This window comes from Paroceanicella profunda, assembly GCF_005887635.2.
In the GTDB taxonomy this organism is placed as follows: domain Bacteria; phylum Pseudomonadota; class Alphaproteobacteria; order Rhodobacterales; family Rhodobacteraceae; genus Paroceanicella; species Paroceanicella profunda.
This window is the reverse complement of the sequence record NZ_CP040818.1, coordinates 1,292,760-1,307,807: the sequence shown is the minus strand read 5'-3', so window position 1 is coordinate 1,307,807 and position 15,048 is coordinate 1,292,760. Positions and strand designations below refer to the sequence as shown.

At 70.2% G+C, this 15,048-nt stretch carries 14 protein-coding genes; all 14 read left to right on the top strand.

Going from position 1 to position 15,048, the window contains the following annotated elements:
- Positions 1 to 9 precede the first annotated feature (9 nt).
- A complete protein-coding gene (locus FDP22_RS05905) occupies positions 10 to 717 on the top strand; it encodes a GntR family transcriptional regulator (RefSeq protein WP_138575760.1) in 708 nt (235 codons plus the stop codon).
- Positions 718 to 815: 98 nt separating this feature from the next.
- Positions 816 to 1,787, top strand: a complete 972-nt coding sequence (locus tag FDP22_RS05900; protein ID WP_138575759.1) for a TRAP transporter substrate-binding protein — start codon at positions 816 to 818, stop codon at positions 1,785 to 1,787.
- 63 nt (positions 1,788 to 1,850) lie between these two features.
- Complete coding sequence (locus tag FDP22_RS05895; RefSeq protein WP_138575758.1) at positions 1,851 to 2,348, top strand: TRAP transporter small permease; 498 nt, start codon at positions 1,851 to 1,853, stop codon at positions 2,346 to 2,348.
- A gap of 4 nt (positions 2,349 to 2,352) precedes the next feature.
- Positions 2,353 to 3,633 (top strand): TRAP transporter large permease, encoded by a 1,281-nt coding sequence (locus tag FDP22_RS05890; RefSeq protein ID WP_138575757.1) that lies wholly within the window; start codon positions 2,353 to 2,355, stop codon positions 3,631 to 3,633.
- Between the two features lie 4 nt (positions 3,634 to 3,637).
- Positions 3,638 to 4,684, top strand: a complete 1,047-nt coding sequence (locus FDP22_RS05885; protein ID WP_138575756.1) for an L-idonate 5-dehydrogenase — start codon at positions 3,638 to 3,640, stop codon at positions 4,682 to 4,684.
- Positions 4,681 to 5,613, top strand: coding sequence for a sugar kinase (locus tag FDP22_RS05880; protein WP_138575755.1), 933 nt, complete (start codon positions 4,681 to 4,683; stop codon positions 5,611 to 5,613). Before FDP22_RS05885 ends, FDP22_RS05880 begins: the two co-directional genes overlap by 4 nt.
- A 25-nt stretch (positions 5,614 to 5,638) precedes the next feature.
- Complete coding sequence (gene uxuA, locus FDP22_RS05875; protein ID WP_138575754.1) at positions 5,639 to 6,841, top strand: mannonate dehydratase; 1,203 nt, start codon at positions 5,639 to 5,641, stop codon at positions 6,839 to 6,841.
- Entirely contained in the window at positions 6,838 to 8,307 is a 1,470-nt protein-coding gene (locus FDP22_RS05870) for a mannitol dehydrogenase family protein (RefSeq protein ID WP_138575753.1), read from the top strand. Before uxuA ends, FDP22_RS05870 begins: the two co-directional genes overlap by 4 nt.
- Positions 8,308 to 8,686: 379 nt before the next feature.
- Positions 8,687 to 9,103, top strand: coding sequence for a globin family protein (locus FDP22_RS05865; protein ID WP_138575752.1), 417 nt, complete (start codon positions 8,687 to 8,689; stop codon positions 9,101 to 9,103).
- Between the two features lie 190 nt (positions 9,104 to 9,293).
- Positions 9,294 to 10,115 (top strand): GntR family transcriptional regulator, encoded by an 822-nt coding sequence (locus FDP22_RS05860; protein WP_138575751.1) that lies wholly within the window; start codon positions 9,294 to 9,296, stop codon positions 10,113 to 10,115.
- Positions 10,112 to 11,629, top strand: a complete 1,518-nt coding sequence (locus FDP22_RS05855; protein ID WP_138575750.1) for an ABC transporter substrate-binding protein — start codon at positions 10,112 to 10,114, stop codon at positions 11,627 to 11,629. Before FDP22_RS05860 ends, FDP22_RS05855 begins: the two co-directional genes overlap by 4 nt.
- Before the next feature lie 98 nt (positions 11,630 to 11,727).
- The gene (locus FDP22_RS05850; protein WP_138575749.1) at positions 11,728 to 13,230 is read left to right on the top strand and encodes an ABC transporter substrate-binding protein; all 1,503 of its coding nucleotides are present in this window, start codon (positions 11,728 to 11,730) and stop codon (positions 13,228 to 13,230) included.
- Positions 13,231 to 13,246: 16 nt separating this feature from the next.
- Positions 13,247 to 14,173 (top strand): ABC transporter permease, encoded by a 927-nt coding sequence (locus FDP22_RS05845; RefSeq protein ID WP_138575748.1) that lies wholly within the window; start codon positions 13,247 to 13,249, stop codon positions 14,171 to 14,173.
- A complete protein-coding gene (locus tag FDP22_RS05840; protein WP_138575747.1) occupies positions 14,170 to 15,042 on the top strand; it encodes an ABC transporter permease in 873 nt (290 codons plus the stop codon). Before FDP22_RS05845 ends, FDP22_RS05840 begins: the two co-directional genes overlap by 4 nt.
- The last annotated feature ends 6 nt before the right edge of the window (positions 15,043 to 15,048 follow it).

Here is a 15,048-nt window from a genome sequence, read left to right as displayed (position 1 = left end):
AACCGACTCATGACCAACCCGCTGAGCTTCACGCCTGCCGCCTCGATCGGCACCACGCTCTATCGGCAGCTGCGCTCCGACATCATCCAGGCGCGCCTGCGCCCGGGGCAGGCGCTGTCGGAGGCCGAGGTGGCGCGGCGCTATTCGGTGAGCCGGCAGCCGGTGCGCGAGGCCTTCATCCGGCTGGAGGACGCCGGGCTGGTGAAGGTCATCCCCCATCGCGGCACCTTCGTGCAGAAGATCTCCCAGCAGGCCGTCACCGAGACCCGCTTCGTGCGCGAGGCCCTCGAGATCGCCATCGTCCGCGCCCTGGCCGCGAACCCGGCGCCGCTGCCGGACCTGCGCGCCCTGGTCGAGCAGCAGAAGGACGTGGAGCACCGCGACAATGCCTCGTTCCTGCTGCTGGACGAGGCCTTCCACGCCGGGCTGGCCCGCGCCGCGCAGCATTCCTTCGCCTGGGCCGTGATCGAGACCACCAAGGCGCAGATGGACCGGGTGCGCTACCTCAGCTTCGGCGAGGCGACGCCCTTCCACATCCTCATCGAGCAGCACACCGCCATCCTCGACGCCGCGGAAGCGGGCGACGCGGATGCCGCGGAAGCGGCGATGAGGGTGCACCTCACCGAAATTCTCAAGACCCTGCCGCACATCCGCGAGCGGCACATGGACCTGTTCGAACCGCCGGCCGAAACCATGACCGATCCCGGCATCGGCTGACCCGATTTTCCGAAACGGACCGCCCGCGTGAGGTGCCGGAAGGGCACCGGCGGGCGGGCCGCACTGCCGCGCCTGAACCATATGCAAGGAGGAACACCATGAAGAACTTCACCAGGGCCGCGCTCACCGCCTCGGCACTCGCCTTCGGCCTCTCGGGGGCCGCGTTCGCGCAGGAGACCACGCTCCAGCTCGGCCACCTCGCCAACGAGGACAACATCTGGAACAAGGCGGCGCTGAAATTCGCCGAGGAGGCCGCCCGCCTCTCCGACGGCCGCATCAAGGTCGAGGTCTACCCCAACGAGACGCTGGGCAAGGAGATGGACCTGATCGCCGGCATGCAGCTGGGCACCGTGGACATGACCATCACCGGCGAGAGCCTGCAGAACTGGGCGCCGATGGCCGCCCTGCTCGCCGTGCCTTACGCCTACCCGACCCTCGAGAAGATGGACGAGGTCGCCTCCGGCCCGATCGGCGAAGAGATCAGGGAAGAGATCATCGAGAAGGCGCAGGTCCGCCCCATCGCGTATTTCGCCCGCGGCCCGCGTGAGCTCACCTCCAACCGGCCGATCTCCTCGCCGGCCGACCTCGACGGGCTGAAGATGCGCGTGCCCAACGTGCCGCTGTTCCTCTCGGTGTGGAAGACGCTGGGCGCCAACCCCACGCCGATGGCCTTCTCGGAGGTGTTCACCTCGCTGCAGAACGGCACCATCGACGCGCAGGAGAACCCGCTCGCCCTGATCAAGAGCGCCAGCTTCAACGAGGTGCAGAAATACGTGAACCTCACCGATCACGTGCGCAGCTGGATCTACCTCGTGATCTCCGAACAGCGGTTCCAGAGCCTGTCGGAGGACGACCAGAAGGCAGTGCTGGAAGCCGGCCGCCTGGCCCAGGAATACGAGCGTTCGATGTTCCTCGACGACGAGAAGCAGCTGCGCGCCGATCTCGAGGCCTCCGGCATGATCTTCAACGAGGTCGACAAAGCCGCCTTCGCCGCCCAGGCGAAGGACGCGGTGCTGAGCGGCGTCTCCGACGAGATCAAGCCGATCGTCGAGAAGATCTTCGCCGACTGATCCCCGCCTGTCCGCGGCGCGCCCCGCCGGGCGCGCCGCCCGAACCCCGGAAGCCAACCGCACATGCAACGCCTCGTCTCCCTGATGGTCACCGTATCGCGCGCCGCGGTCGGCATCACCTTCCTGCTGCTCATCGGCACGGTTCTGCTGCAGGTGTTCGCACGCACCTTCCTGCCCGGCTCCCCGATCTGGACCGAGGAACTCTCGCGCGCCGCGCTGATGTTCCTCGCCGCCTGCGGCGTGGGCCTGTCCATCCGCAGCGGCGACCTGGTGAACGTGGACCTCGTGGTCTCGATGCTGCCGCGCAATGCGCGCCGGGTGGCCCTCGGCCTCTCCGCCGCGCTCACCGCCGTGCTGGCGGGGCTGATGATCCTGCCCGCGCTGAAATTCATGAAGGTGGGCGCCATGCAGACCGCCCCGGCCCTGGGCGTCCACATGAACTGGATCTACCTCGCCATGCCGGTCTTCGCCGTGTCGCTCTGCCTCTTCGCCGTGCTGGCCGTGCTGGAGATCATCGGCGGGCGCGACTCCCTCTCCGATATGTCCGAACTGGAAGACTGACCTCATGGACGTGAGCATTCTCTTCGCCGTCTTCGCCATCGGGCTCGTGATCGGGGTGCCGGTGGCGGCCTGCCTGGGGCTGTCCTCGCTGGCCTATATCCTGGTGCGCGGCATGCCGCTCGTCATCCTGCCGCAGAAGATGTACGCGGGCATCGACGTGTTCGTGCTGCTGTGCATCCCGGGCTTCATCCTGGCCGGCAACCTGATGGCCGGCGGCGGCATCACCGAGCGCATCATCCGCTTCGCCTCCGCCCTGGTGGGCTGGATCCGCGGCGGCCTGGGCCTCACCAACATCGCCGGTTCCATGCTCTTCGCCGGCATCTCCGGCACCGCGGTGGCCGACGCGGCCTCCATCGGCGGCGTGATGATCCCCGGCATGAAGAAGGCGGGCTATCCCGGCGGCTTCTCCGCCGCGGTCACCGCCGCCTCCTCCACCGTGGGGCCGATCATCCCGCCCTCGGTGCCGATGATCATCGTCGGCTCGCTCACCGGTGTCTCGGTGGGGCGGATGTTCCTCGCCGGCGCCGTGCCGGGGCTGCTGCTGGGCTTCGGCATGATGGTGACCTGCTACATCATCGCCCGGCGCAACAACTACCCGCGCCAGGAATGGGCCGGCTTCCGTGAGCTGGGCCTCGCCTTCCTGTCCTCCTTCTGGGCCATCGCCATGACGGCGCTGATCATCGGCGGCCTGCTCTCGGGCATCGCCACGCCCACGGAGACCTCGATCATCGCCTCGCTCTACGCCTTCGTGGTGGGGGCCTTCATCTACCGCGGCGTGCGGCTGCGCGACGTGCCGAAGATCGTGATCGACAGCGCGGTCAGCTCCGCGGCCATCCTCGCGCTGGTGGGCTTCGCGAACGTGTTCGGCTGGATCCTCGCCTCCGAGCGCATCCCGGAGATGATCGCCCAGGCCGTGCTCGCCGCCACGGACAACAAGTTCCTGGTGATCCTGCTGATCAACCTGCTGCTGCTCTTCGTGGGCATGTTCATGGAAACCATCGCCGCGCTCATCATCCTGTTCGGCCCGCTCTCCGCCGTGGCGATCGGCGTGGGGGTGGACCCGGTGCATTTCGCCACCTTCGCGGTGCTGAACCTGATGATCGGCCTCACCACCCCGCCGGTGGGCGTGTGCCTGTTCGTGTGTGCCAACATCGCGCGGCTGCCGCTCTCCGTGGTGGTGCGGGCCATCACGCCTTTCCTTGTCGGCAATATTCTGGTCCTCCTGTTGGTCTCCTACATCCCGGCGCTTTCGCTGTGGCTGCCCAATCTCGCATATGGGAACTGAAACCATGACTTCCGAAACCCGCGTCTGCCGCATCCATTCCGCCCGTGACCTGCGCATCGACACGCTGGAGCTCGGCGAGCCCGGCCCCGGCCAGGTGCTGCTGAAGATGCGCGCCGGCGGCATCTGCGGCTCCGACCTGCACTACTACCAGGACGGCGGCTTCGGCGCGATCCGCGTGCGCGAACCGATGGTCCTCGGCCACGAGGTCTCCGGCGAGGTGGTCTCCACCGGCCCCGGCGTGGAGGGGCTCGCCCCCGGCACGCGCGTGGCGGTGAACCCCTCCCACCCCTGCAACGCCTGCGCGTTCTGCCTCAGGGGCCTGCAGCAACACTGCCTGAACATGACCTTCTTCGGCTCCGCCATGCCCTTCCCCCACTCCCAGGGCGCGTTCCGCGAGCGCATGGTCGTGGCCGCCACCCAGTGCGAGCCGCTGGGCGACGTGGTGAGCTTCGGCGAGGGCGCCTGCGCCGAGCCGCTGGCCGTATGCCTTCACGCCGGAACCCGGGCGGGAGACCTGAAGGGCAAGCGCGTCATCGTCACCGGCGCCGGGCCCATCGGCTCGCTCTGCGTCGCGGTGGCGAAGTTCGGCGGCGCTGCCGAGATCGTGGTGACGGACCTGCAGGACGCCACGCTGAAGGTGGCCGAGGAGATGGGCGCCACCCGCGCCATCAACACCCGCACCAACCCCGACGGCCTGAAGGAATTCGAGGCGAACAAGGGCTGTTTCGACGTGGCCTTCGAATGTTCGGCCGCCGCCCCCGCCATCCGCTCGCTCTTCCCGGTGCTGCGCCCGCAGGCGCGCTTCGTTCAGGTGGGCACCGGCGGCGATGCGACCATCGCCCTCGCCATGCTGGTGGCGAAGGAAATCGAATGGGCCGGCGCGCAGCGCTTCCACGCCGAATACCCGCTGGCAGTGAAGATGATCGCCGAACGCCGCATCGACGTGCGCCCGATCATTACCGGCACCTTCCCGCTGGCGGACGCCGTCGCCGCCTTCGACGCGGCCGGCGACCGCTCGAAAGCGGTGAAGGTCCAGCTCGAGCTGGCATGAGCATGGCGGCCGCGGTGGACATCCTCGCCCTCGGCGAGCCGCTGATCGAGTACAACCGTGCGGGGGACACCCCCCGCACCTTCCTGCGCGACGTGGGCGGCGACGTGTCGAACTTCGCCATCGCCGCCGCCCGGCAGGGCGCGCGCGCCGGCGTGCTTTCCGCCCTCGGGGCGGACGAGCACGGCGACGCCATCGTCTCCCTCTGGGACGCGGAGGGCATCGACCACGCCCATGTGAGCCGCCACGCCTCGGCGCCCACGGGGGTGTATTTCGTCAACCACGGGCCCTCGGGCCACGTGTTCAGCTTCCTGCGCGCCAGCTCGGCCGCCAGCCTCGTCGGCCCGGCCGACCTGCCGCGCGCGGCCATCGCGGGGGCGAAGCTGCTGCATTTCACCGGCATCTCGCTGGCGATCTCCGGCAGTTCCTGCGACGCGTGTTTCGAGGCCGCGGCCATTGCCCGCGCCGCCGGCCGCCGCGTGTCCTTCGACACCAACCTGCGCGACAGGCTGTGGAGCCGGCCGCGCGCGAAGGCGCTGATCGAGGCCGCCCTCGCCATGACCGACATCGCCCTGCCCAGCTCCGACGACATGGAGAAGATCTTCGGAGACCCGAGGCCGGAGGCGATGGCCGAGCATTGCCTCGCCCTCGGCGCGAAGGTGGTGGCGCTGAAGCTCGGGGCGGAGGGCGCGCTGATCGCCACGCCGGAGGGGCGCCACCGCATCCCGCCGGCGCCCTGCACCCCGGTGGACGCCACCGGCGCGGGCGACACGTTCGGCGGCAGTTTCGTCGCCCGCCTGCTGGCCGGCGACAGCCCGCAGGAGGCCGGCACCTACGCCGCCGCCGCCGCTGCGCTGGCCACGCAGGGCTATGGCGCCGTTGCGCCGATCCCCCGGGCGGAGGCCGTGCGCGCCGCCCTCGGGGGCAAGTGATTTCCGCATCCAAGGAGAGACCAGAATGCGACAGACATGGCGGTGGTTCGGCCCGGTCGACAAGGTGACGCTGCGCGACGCGCGCCAGGCCGGGGTCGAGGGAATCGTGACCGCCCTGCACCACGTCCGGACCGGCGAGGTCTGGTCGAAGGAGGAGATCGCGAAGCGCCAGGCCGAGGTGCGCGGCACGGGGGCCGCCCCCACCGGGCTCGACTGGGAGGTGGTGGAGAGCATCCCGATCTCCGAATCGATCAAGACGCAGACGGGTGACTGGCGCGCCCATGTGGAGAACTGGAAGCACTCGCTGCGCCACCTGCACGAGGCCGGCCTGCGCACCATCTGCTACAATTTCATGCCCGTGCTGGACTGGACGCGCACCGACCTCACCTGGGAAGTGGCGAACGGCGCCAAGGCCATGCGCTTCGATTTGCCCGATTTCGCCGCCTTCGACATCCATGTCCTGAAGCGCAAGGGTGCGGCGGAGAGCTTCCCCGAAGCCGTGGTCGAGGAGGCCGCGCGCCGCTACACCGCCATGCCGGAGGCCCGGCAGAAGCAGATCGCGCAGAATGTCACCGCCGGCTTGCCGGGCGCGATGGAGAGCTGGTCGCTGGAGGAGCTGCGCACCCAGCTCGCCACCTATGACGGCATCTCCGAGGAGACGTTGCGCGGCCATTTCATCGACTTCCTCTCCGAGGTGGTGCCGGTGGCCGAGGAGCTTGGCATGCGCCTGTGCTGCCACCCGGACGACCCCCCCTTCCCGCTGCTCGGCCTGCCGCGCATCATGTCGACCGAGGCGCAGTACCGCGCCGTGCTCGACGCGGTGGACAGCCCGGCCAACGGTGTCACGCTGTGCTCCGGCTCGCTCGGCGCGCGACCGGACAACGACCTGCCCGGCATGGCCGAGCGGATGGGCCCGAAAATCCACTTCGTGCACCTGCGCAACGTGCGCCGCGACACGGAGGAGACCCCCTGCTCCTTCTTCGAGGATGACCACCTCGCCGGGCACACCGACATGGTGGCCCTCGTCGCCGCGCTGCTGCGCGAAGAGGCCCGCCGCCGCGCCGAGGGACGTGCGGATGCCGAGATCCCCATGCGCCCGGACCACGGCCAGGACATCCTGAACGACAGCGAGCGCGGCTCGCAGCCCGGCTACCCGGCCATCGGCCGCCTGAAGGGGCTGGCGGAGCTGCGCGGCGTGATGGCGGCGCTGAAGGCCACTGCCGCATGACCCGGCTCACCAGCCTCGCCGGCCTGCCCGAGACTGTCGGGCAGCCGGGCTACGACCGGGACGCCCTGCGCCCCGGCATCGTGCATTTCGGCCTCGGCGCCTTCCACCGCGCCCACCAGGCCGTGGCCACCGAGCAGGCGCTCGCCGCCGCCGGGGGAAACTGGGGCATCACCGGGGTCAACCTGCGCTCGCGCGATACCGAAGAGCGCATGGCGCCGCAGAACGGGCTCTACACCCTGCTGGTGCGCGGGCCCGGGGGCACCTCGGCCCGGGTGATCGGCTGCATCCTCGGCGTGAAGACCGCGCGCGACGATGTCGCCGCCGTGCTCGCCCTGCTGGAGGACCCCGGCACCCGCATCGTGAGCCTCACGGTCACCGAGAAGGCCTACGGGCGGGACGCGGCCACCGGCGGGCTCGACCTCGCGCACCCGGCCATCGCCCATGACCTCGCACATCCCGAGGCGCCCTCGGGCGTGGTGGGGTTCCTCGTCGAGGGGCTGGCGCGACGCCGGGCGGCGGGCCTCGCCCCCTTCACGCCGCTCTGCTGCGACAACCTCCCCGACAACGGCCATGTGCTGGAGCGGCTGGTGCTCGACTTCGCCCGCCGGCGCGACCCCGGCCTCGCGGAGTGGATCGCGGCGAACGTGCCCTTCCCCTCCACCATGGTGGACCGCATCACGCCCGCCGCCACCGAGGCGACGCTGGCCGATGCCGCCGCCCTCATCGGTGTCGAGGATGCCGCCGCCATCGAGACCGAGCCCTTCACCCAATGGGTGATCGAGGACCGTTTCGCCACCGGCCGCCCGGCCTGGGAGGCCGCGGAAGGGGTGATCTTCACCGATGACGTGGCGCCCTTCGAGAAGATGAAGCTGCGCATGCTCAACGGCAGCCATTCGCTCATCGCCTATGCCGGCGCGCTGGCCGGGCTGGAGCATGTCTTCGACGTGATGGAGGACCCGGCGCTCGCGCCCATGGTGCGCGCCCACATGGCCGCCGCCGCCGCCACGTTGGAGCCGCTGCCCGGCATGGATTACGCCGCCTATGCCGACGCGCTGGCGCGGCGCTTCTCCAACCGCGCCATCCGCCACCGCACCCTGCAGATCGCGATGGACGGCACGCAGAAGCTGCCGCAGCGGCTCACCTGGCCGGCGCTGGAGGCGCTGCAGGCCGGGCAGCCGGTGGGAAGCTTCGCCTTCGCCGTGGCGGCATGGATGCATTTCGTCGAACAGGCCGTCGCGGCCGCGCGGCCCCTGGACGACCCGCAGGCCGGGGCGCTGGCCGCCTGCGTGGCGCGCGTGGACGGAGGGTCGGCGGAGGCCATGGTCGCGGCGCTCTCGGCCCCGCCGGGCCTGATGCCCCCCGCCCTGAGGGACAACGCGGTGTGGACCGAGGCCTGCGCCCGGGCGCTCGCGCTGCTGCGGGCCGAGGGGCCCCGCGCCGCGGCCGTCGCGATGCCGCTCCACTGATCTTCGCGCCGGGGCGCCCGCGCCCCGGCCGGCCACGACGCGCATGCATGCATTCGGGCCGGAATGGCCATGGGTTCTTATTGTGCAGCGCGGCATTCTCTCATATCATATATTCTTGTCGGGGTTTCGGGACACGTTCGTCGCCTCGCCCATGTCTGTGCGCCGGCCACACCCCACCCGTGAACGGCCAGCGGGGGGGCAACCGGCCGCTCCGCCCGAGGCCGGGCAGCGATGGCGCGCGCGACGGCCCGGGGCTATACTTCCGGCGCGGTCCGCACGGCCTGCTTGACCGGGGGCGGCGCCGCCTGAAGTCTGCTCCGTGACCGGCGACGGTCCGGGCCATTGCCAGGGTCTTTCACGCGAAAGGATCGCGCAGGACATGACGCCGGACCAGATCGCCCTCGTGCAGGACAGTTTCAGCCGCATTTCCGCTGACACCAGCGCGGCCGGCGACCGGTTCTATGCCCGGCTGTTCGCCCTTGCGCCGGAAACCCGCGAGCTGTTTCCGGGGGACATGTCGTCCCAGAAGATGAAGCTCATTCAGATGCTTGCCATCGCGGTGAACGGCCTCACCAGCCTGCCGCAGATCCTGCCCGCGGTGCAGGCGCTCGGCCTGCGCCACGCGGTCTACGAGGTCCAGGAGGCACATTACGCCATCGTCGGCGAGGCCCTGCTGGAGACGCTGGCCGACGAGCTTGGCGACAGCTTCACCGAGGAGACCCGCGCCGCCTGGGCCGAGGCCTATGCCCTGCTCGCCGGGGTGATGATCGAGGCCCAGCGCGGCGCCCTGCGCTGACCGCACCGCCGCCTTTCGAAACCCTGCCCGAATCACCCCGCCGCGCCCCTGCCGTGCTGCGGGCAGCGCGCCCGCCTGACCGCTCAGGCTTCGGGCAGGCGCGCGCCCATGCCCGATTGCCGGGCAGAAATTGCACTGAGATGTCAGAAACCCTCTGGTAACATCTCAGAGGCGCGGCTAGCCTCGCGGCATGTATGATCGGTCCTCGCCATTTGTCGCCCGCCCCGCCGCGCCCGGAACCCTGCCGGGAACGGCGTCCAAATCCGAATTCGCGGTCGACCGGCTGCGCGACGCCATCCTGACCTGCGCGCTCGCGCCGTCGCAGATGGTGAGCGAGCAGGACCTGACCGAGCGATTCGGGCTGAACCGGGCCGCCACGCGCGCGGCGCTGGCGCGGTTGTCCGGGGAGGGGCTGGTGCTCGCCCTGCCGCGCCGGGGCTGGCAGGTGGCACCGGTGACGGCGGAGCTGGTCGGCGGGCTGATCGCGGCGCGCCGGGTGCTGGAACCCGCGCTGGCTCCGCTGTCCCGGACGGCGGAGACGCGCGCGGCGCTGAGTGCGGTGGCCGAGGTGTGTCGCGCCCTGGCCGGGCGCACCGACCCCGGCGCGCCCGAGGCGCTGCGCGGCTATGACCGCGAGCTGCTCGGCCATCTGGCGGCGCCCGCCAATGCCTGGATGCGCGGCTGGCTGGCCCAGGCCTGGGACAATTCCGACCGCATGCTGCGCCATCTGGAAGCCGGAAGCGGCCTGCGCCACCCCACGCCGGACCGCCACGCCCTGGCGCTCGCGGTGGCGCGCGAGGATGCCCATGCCATCGTCGCGGAGCTGCTTGCGGCGCTCGACGCCTTCGAAGCCTTTGCCGGGCGCGCCCTGCTTGCAGGCGCGCTCGACCCGGCCGCCGGGGCCCGCCCCGCCCGGCCCGCTCCATCGACGGACCCCCACAGAACGGGGGCGCAGGACGCGCAACCCCGCAGGCCGTCACCCACCCAACAGGAAGGGAAGACAGACCAATGAAGAGCCTCCGCAGCTTCGCCCCGCCCGCCCTGGCCTGCGCCGCACTGGCGCTGAGCCTGGCCTTCTCCGCCGCCGGCACCGCCGGTGCCAAGGACCTGCTCACCATCGACCTGGTGAACGAGCCCTCCTCGCTCGACCCGCAGGGCCAGTGGAACCCGGACAGCTACTACGTCTACCGCAACATCTTCGACAACCTGGTCACCCGCGACAACGACGGCACCATCGTGCCGGAGGTCGCCGTTTCGTGGAAACGCCTCTCGGACACCGAGATGGAGTTCACCCTGCGCGACGACATCACCTTCCACGATGGCACGAAGCTTACCCCCGAAGACGTGGTTTATACGGTAGACCGCATCACGGACCCGGCCTTCGGCAGCCCGCAGCTCGGCCAGTTCAACAAGATCGTGAAGGCCGAGGCCACCGGCCCGAACACCGTGGTGCTGACCACCGACGGCCCCTATCCGGTGCTGCTGCCGCAGCTGGTGAAGCTCTCCATCATCCCCATGCACGTGGTGGAAGAGGTGGGCAAGGACGCCTTCAACCTCTCCCCCGTCGGCTCCGGCCCCTACAAGTTCGCGAGCTGGGACCGCGGCGTGCAGGTGACCCTCACCCGCAATGACGATTACTGGGGCACCAAGGGCGCCTTCCCCAACGTGAGCTTCCGCGCCGTGCCGGACGCCGCCACCCGGCTGGCGAACCTGCAGGCCGGCGCGGCGGATCTCGTCGTCACGCTCGATTCCGACCAGGCCGCGCAGCTGGAGGGCTCGACCACCGCCAGGCCGCTGATCGTGCAGACCGAGCGCGTGGGCTACCTGGCGCTGAACTCCACCAAGCCACCGCTGGACGACGTGCGCATGCGCCGCGCCATCGCCGAGGCGATCGACAAGGAGGGCATCGCCGAGGGCATCCTGGCCGGTGGCGAGCGGGTGGTGGGCGAGATCGCCTCGCCGGCGCATTTCGGCTGGGTGGACGGGATCGACCCCTTCCCCTACGACCCGGAGGACGCGAAGGCGCTGATCGCCGAAGTGGGCGACGCGGCCGCCACGCCGATGGAGCTGGCCACCTCGCCGGTGTTCGACCAGCGCGTGGTGCAGGCCATCCAGCAGATGCTCACCGACGTGGGCCTGAAGGTCGACATCCGCATGACGGACATGGCCACCTGGCTGAAGGACCAGCAGGTGGATGACGCGGCAGCACCCATGCTCACCTTCTCGCGCTGGTCCTGCGCCTGCCAGGACGCGGACGGCATCATGTTCCCGCTCCTGCACTCCTCCTCCGGCTGGTCGCGCTGGTCCTCGCCGGAGGTGGACGCGGCGCTGGAGGAGGGCCGCTCCGTGCTGGACGAGGAGGACCGTCTCGCCGCCTACACCCGGGTGCACGAGATCGTGAAGGACGAGGTGCCGATCATCCCGCTCTACCAGGCCGCCATCATCTACGGCGGCAACGCGAAGCTGGAATGGCAGCCCACGGCGAACGAGAGCATGTTCCTCAACCGCATGAGCTGGGCCGAGTGACGCGCCCCCGGGGCGGGCGGCACCACGCCGCGCGCCCCGCCGACAGGACGGGCAGGCGCCACCCGCCTTCCCCTTGCCCCCAGACGAGGTATCCCCGCATGAAACGCCTGCTTGCAGCAACCGCCCTCGGCCTTCTGGCCGCCCTCGCCTCGCCCGCCGCGCAGGGCGCGCTGGCGAAGGACCTGATCACCGTGGACCTGGTGAACGAGCCCGCCTCGCTCGACCCCCAGAAGCAGTGGAACCCGGACAGCTACTACGTCTACCGCAACATCTTCGACAATCTCGTCACCCGTTCCGACGACGGCGAGATCGTCCCGCAGGTGGCCAGCGCCTGGGAGCAGCTGTCCGACACGCAGGTGAAATTCACCATCCGTGACGACATCACCTTCCATGACGGCACGAAGCTGACGCCCGAGGACGTGGTGTTCTCCGTGAAGCGGATCATCGACCCGGCCTTCGCCAGCCCGCAGCTCGGCCAGTTCAACAAGATCACCGGCGCCGAGGTGACCGGCGCAAACGCCGTGACGCTGACCACGGAGGGCCCCTACCCGGTGCTGCTCGCCCAGCTGGTGAAGCTCTCCATCGTGCCCGAGCACGTGGTGACGGAGATGGGCGACGACGCGTTCAACGCCGCCCCCGTGGGCTCCGGCCCCTATGCCTTCGAGGCCTGGAACCGCGGCGTGGACGTGACGCTGAAGCGCAACGACGCCTACTGGGGCGACAAGGGCGCCTTCGCCGAGGCCCGTTTCCGCGCCGTGCCTGACGCCTCCACCCGCGTGGCGGACCTGCAGGCCGGCGCGGCGGACCTCGCGGTCTCGCTCGATTCCGACCTCGCGATGCAGCTCGAGAGCGCCCCCGGCGTGACGCCGCTCACCGCGCTCACCGAGCGCGTGGGCTTCGTGGGCATGAACACCCGCGTCGCGCCGCTGGACAACCCCGAGCTGCGCAAGGCCATCGTGATGGGCGTGGACCGGGAGGGCATCGTGGAGGGCATCCTGGCCGGCGAAGGCGCCGTGGTGGGGCAGCTGCTCTCGCCCGCGCATTTCGGCTGGGCGGATGACATCGCCCCGATCCCCTACGATCCGGAAGCCGCGAAGGAGATCGTCGAGAGCCTCGGCGACGCGGCGAAGACCGAGCTCAGCTTCGACACCTCGCCGGTCTACGACCAGCGCATCGTGCAGGCCGTGCAGCAGATGCTCACCGAGATCGGGCTCAACGTCTCCATCAACATGATGGACATGGCGAGCTACCTCAAGAAGGCCCAGGGCCCGGAGGAGAACCGCCCGATGCTGAGCTTCGGCCGCTGGTCCTGCGCCTGCCAGGACGCGGACGGCATCATGTATCCGCTGCTCCAGTCCGGCAGCAACTGGTCGCGCTACTCCGACCCGGAGATGGACCGGCTGCTGGAGGAGGGCCGTTCCACGCTGGACAGGGACGCCCGGCTGAAGGCCTACCACGCCGCCTCCGAGCTGATGAAATCGGATGCCGCCCTGCTGCCGCTCTACCAGGCCGCGGTGGTCTACGGCGCCTCGGACAAGCTGGAGTGGACGCCCACGGCGAACGAGAGCCTGTTCCTCAACCGCATGGGCTGGTCCGAGTAGGGCCGGGAAGGACAGAATGGGACGCTATCTCGCCAGGCGCCTCGGGCAGGCCGTGGTCGCGCTCTTCGGGGTGATGACGCTGATCTTCTTCGTGCAGCGCCTCACCGGCGACCCGACCTACCTGCTGGTGCCCGAGACGGCGACCCAGGCCGACATCGAGGCCATGCGCGCGAGCCTTGGCCTCGACCGGCCGCTGATCGTGCAGTACGGCACCTTCCTCGTCGACATGGCGCGGCTGGATTTCGGCCGCTCCTACATCCAGAACATCCCGGTGATCGACATCATCGCCTCGCGGCTGCCCTACACGCTGCAGCTCGCCGGCGGCGCGCTGCTGGTGGCCTTCTGCATCGGGGTGCCGCTGGGCGTGTGGATGGCGGTGCGCCGCGGCCACGCGGAGGCGAAGGGCTTCATGGGCCTCGTGCTGGCGGCGCAGAGCATGCCCACCTTCTGGTCCGGCATCCTGATGATCATGGTCTTCGCGGTGTGGAACCACTGGCTGCCGCCCTCCGGGGCCGGGGGCTGGCGGAACCTGGTGATGCCCTCGGTGGCGCTGGGGCTGCTGAGCATGGCAACCTTCGCCCGGGTGGCGCGCACCTCCGTGCTGGAGGAGCTCTCGAAAGATTACGTGCGCTCGGCCCGGGCGCGCGGCGTCACCACCGGGCGGCTGGTGCGCCGGCACCTTCTGCGCAACGCCTCCATCCCGGTGATCTCCATCGCGGCGATGGAGATTTCCCAGCTGCTCGCCGGCGCGGTGATCGTGGAGACGGTCTTCGCCTGGCCGGGGCTGGGGCTGCTCACCGTGCAGTCCATCATCAGCCGCGACTTCCTGGTGGTGCAGGGCGTGGTGCTGCTGGGCGCCTTCGTGACCATCGCGCTCAACTTCGTGGCCGACCTGCTCTACAGCCTGGTCGACCCGCGCATCCGCCTCGGGGGCGCGTCATGAGCGCCGTGGCGGAGACCATCCGCGAAAAGGCCACCGGCCGGCGCCGCGGCCCGGGCAGCCGCGCGGTGCTGCCCTTCCTCGCCATCTTCGCGGCCTTCGTGCTGATCGCCGTCTTCGCGCCGCTCATCGCCCCGAACGACCCCAACAGCCAGAACCTGATGGGCCGGCTGAAGGCCCCGGGGGTGACGGCGCGCGGCATCACCTACTGGCTGGGCTCCGACGAGCTGGGGCGCGACCTGCTCACCCGGCTGATCTGGGGCGCGCGCATCTCGCTCAGCGTGGCGGTGCTCTCCGTGGCGCTGTCGGGCGTGGTGGGCACCGTGCTGGGCATGGCTGCGGCGCAGGCGCGCGGCTGGGTGGAGACGGTGATCATGCGGCTGGTGGACGTGTTCCTCTCCATCCCCGCCGTGCTGCTGGCCATCATCACCGTGGCGGTGCTGGGGCCGGGCTTCACCAACGTGGTGATCGTGCTCGCGCTCACCCGCTGGCCGCGCTACGCCCGGGTGGCCTATGGCCAGACGCTCTCGGTCGCCAACATGCCCTACGTGCGGCTGGCCCGCTTCATGGGGGCGTCGACGCCGCGGATCCTGTTCATCCACATCCTGCCCAACATCATCGGCGCCATCACCGTGGTGGCCACGCTGGAATTCGGGCTGATGGTGCTGTTCGAGGCCGGGCTCTCCTTCCTCGGGCTCGGCGTGCAGCCGCCCACGGCAAGCTGGGGGGCGATGCTCTCGGTGGGGCGCAACTATGTCGGCTCCGCCTGGTGGATCTCCGCCTTCCCGGGCCTCTGCCTCTTCCTGCTCGTGCTCTCGGTGAACCTGATAGGCGACCACCTGCGCGACCGGCTCGACCCCAAATCCAGATAAGTCCGA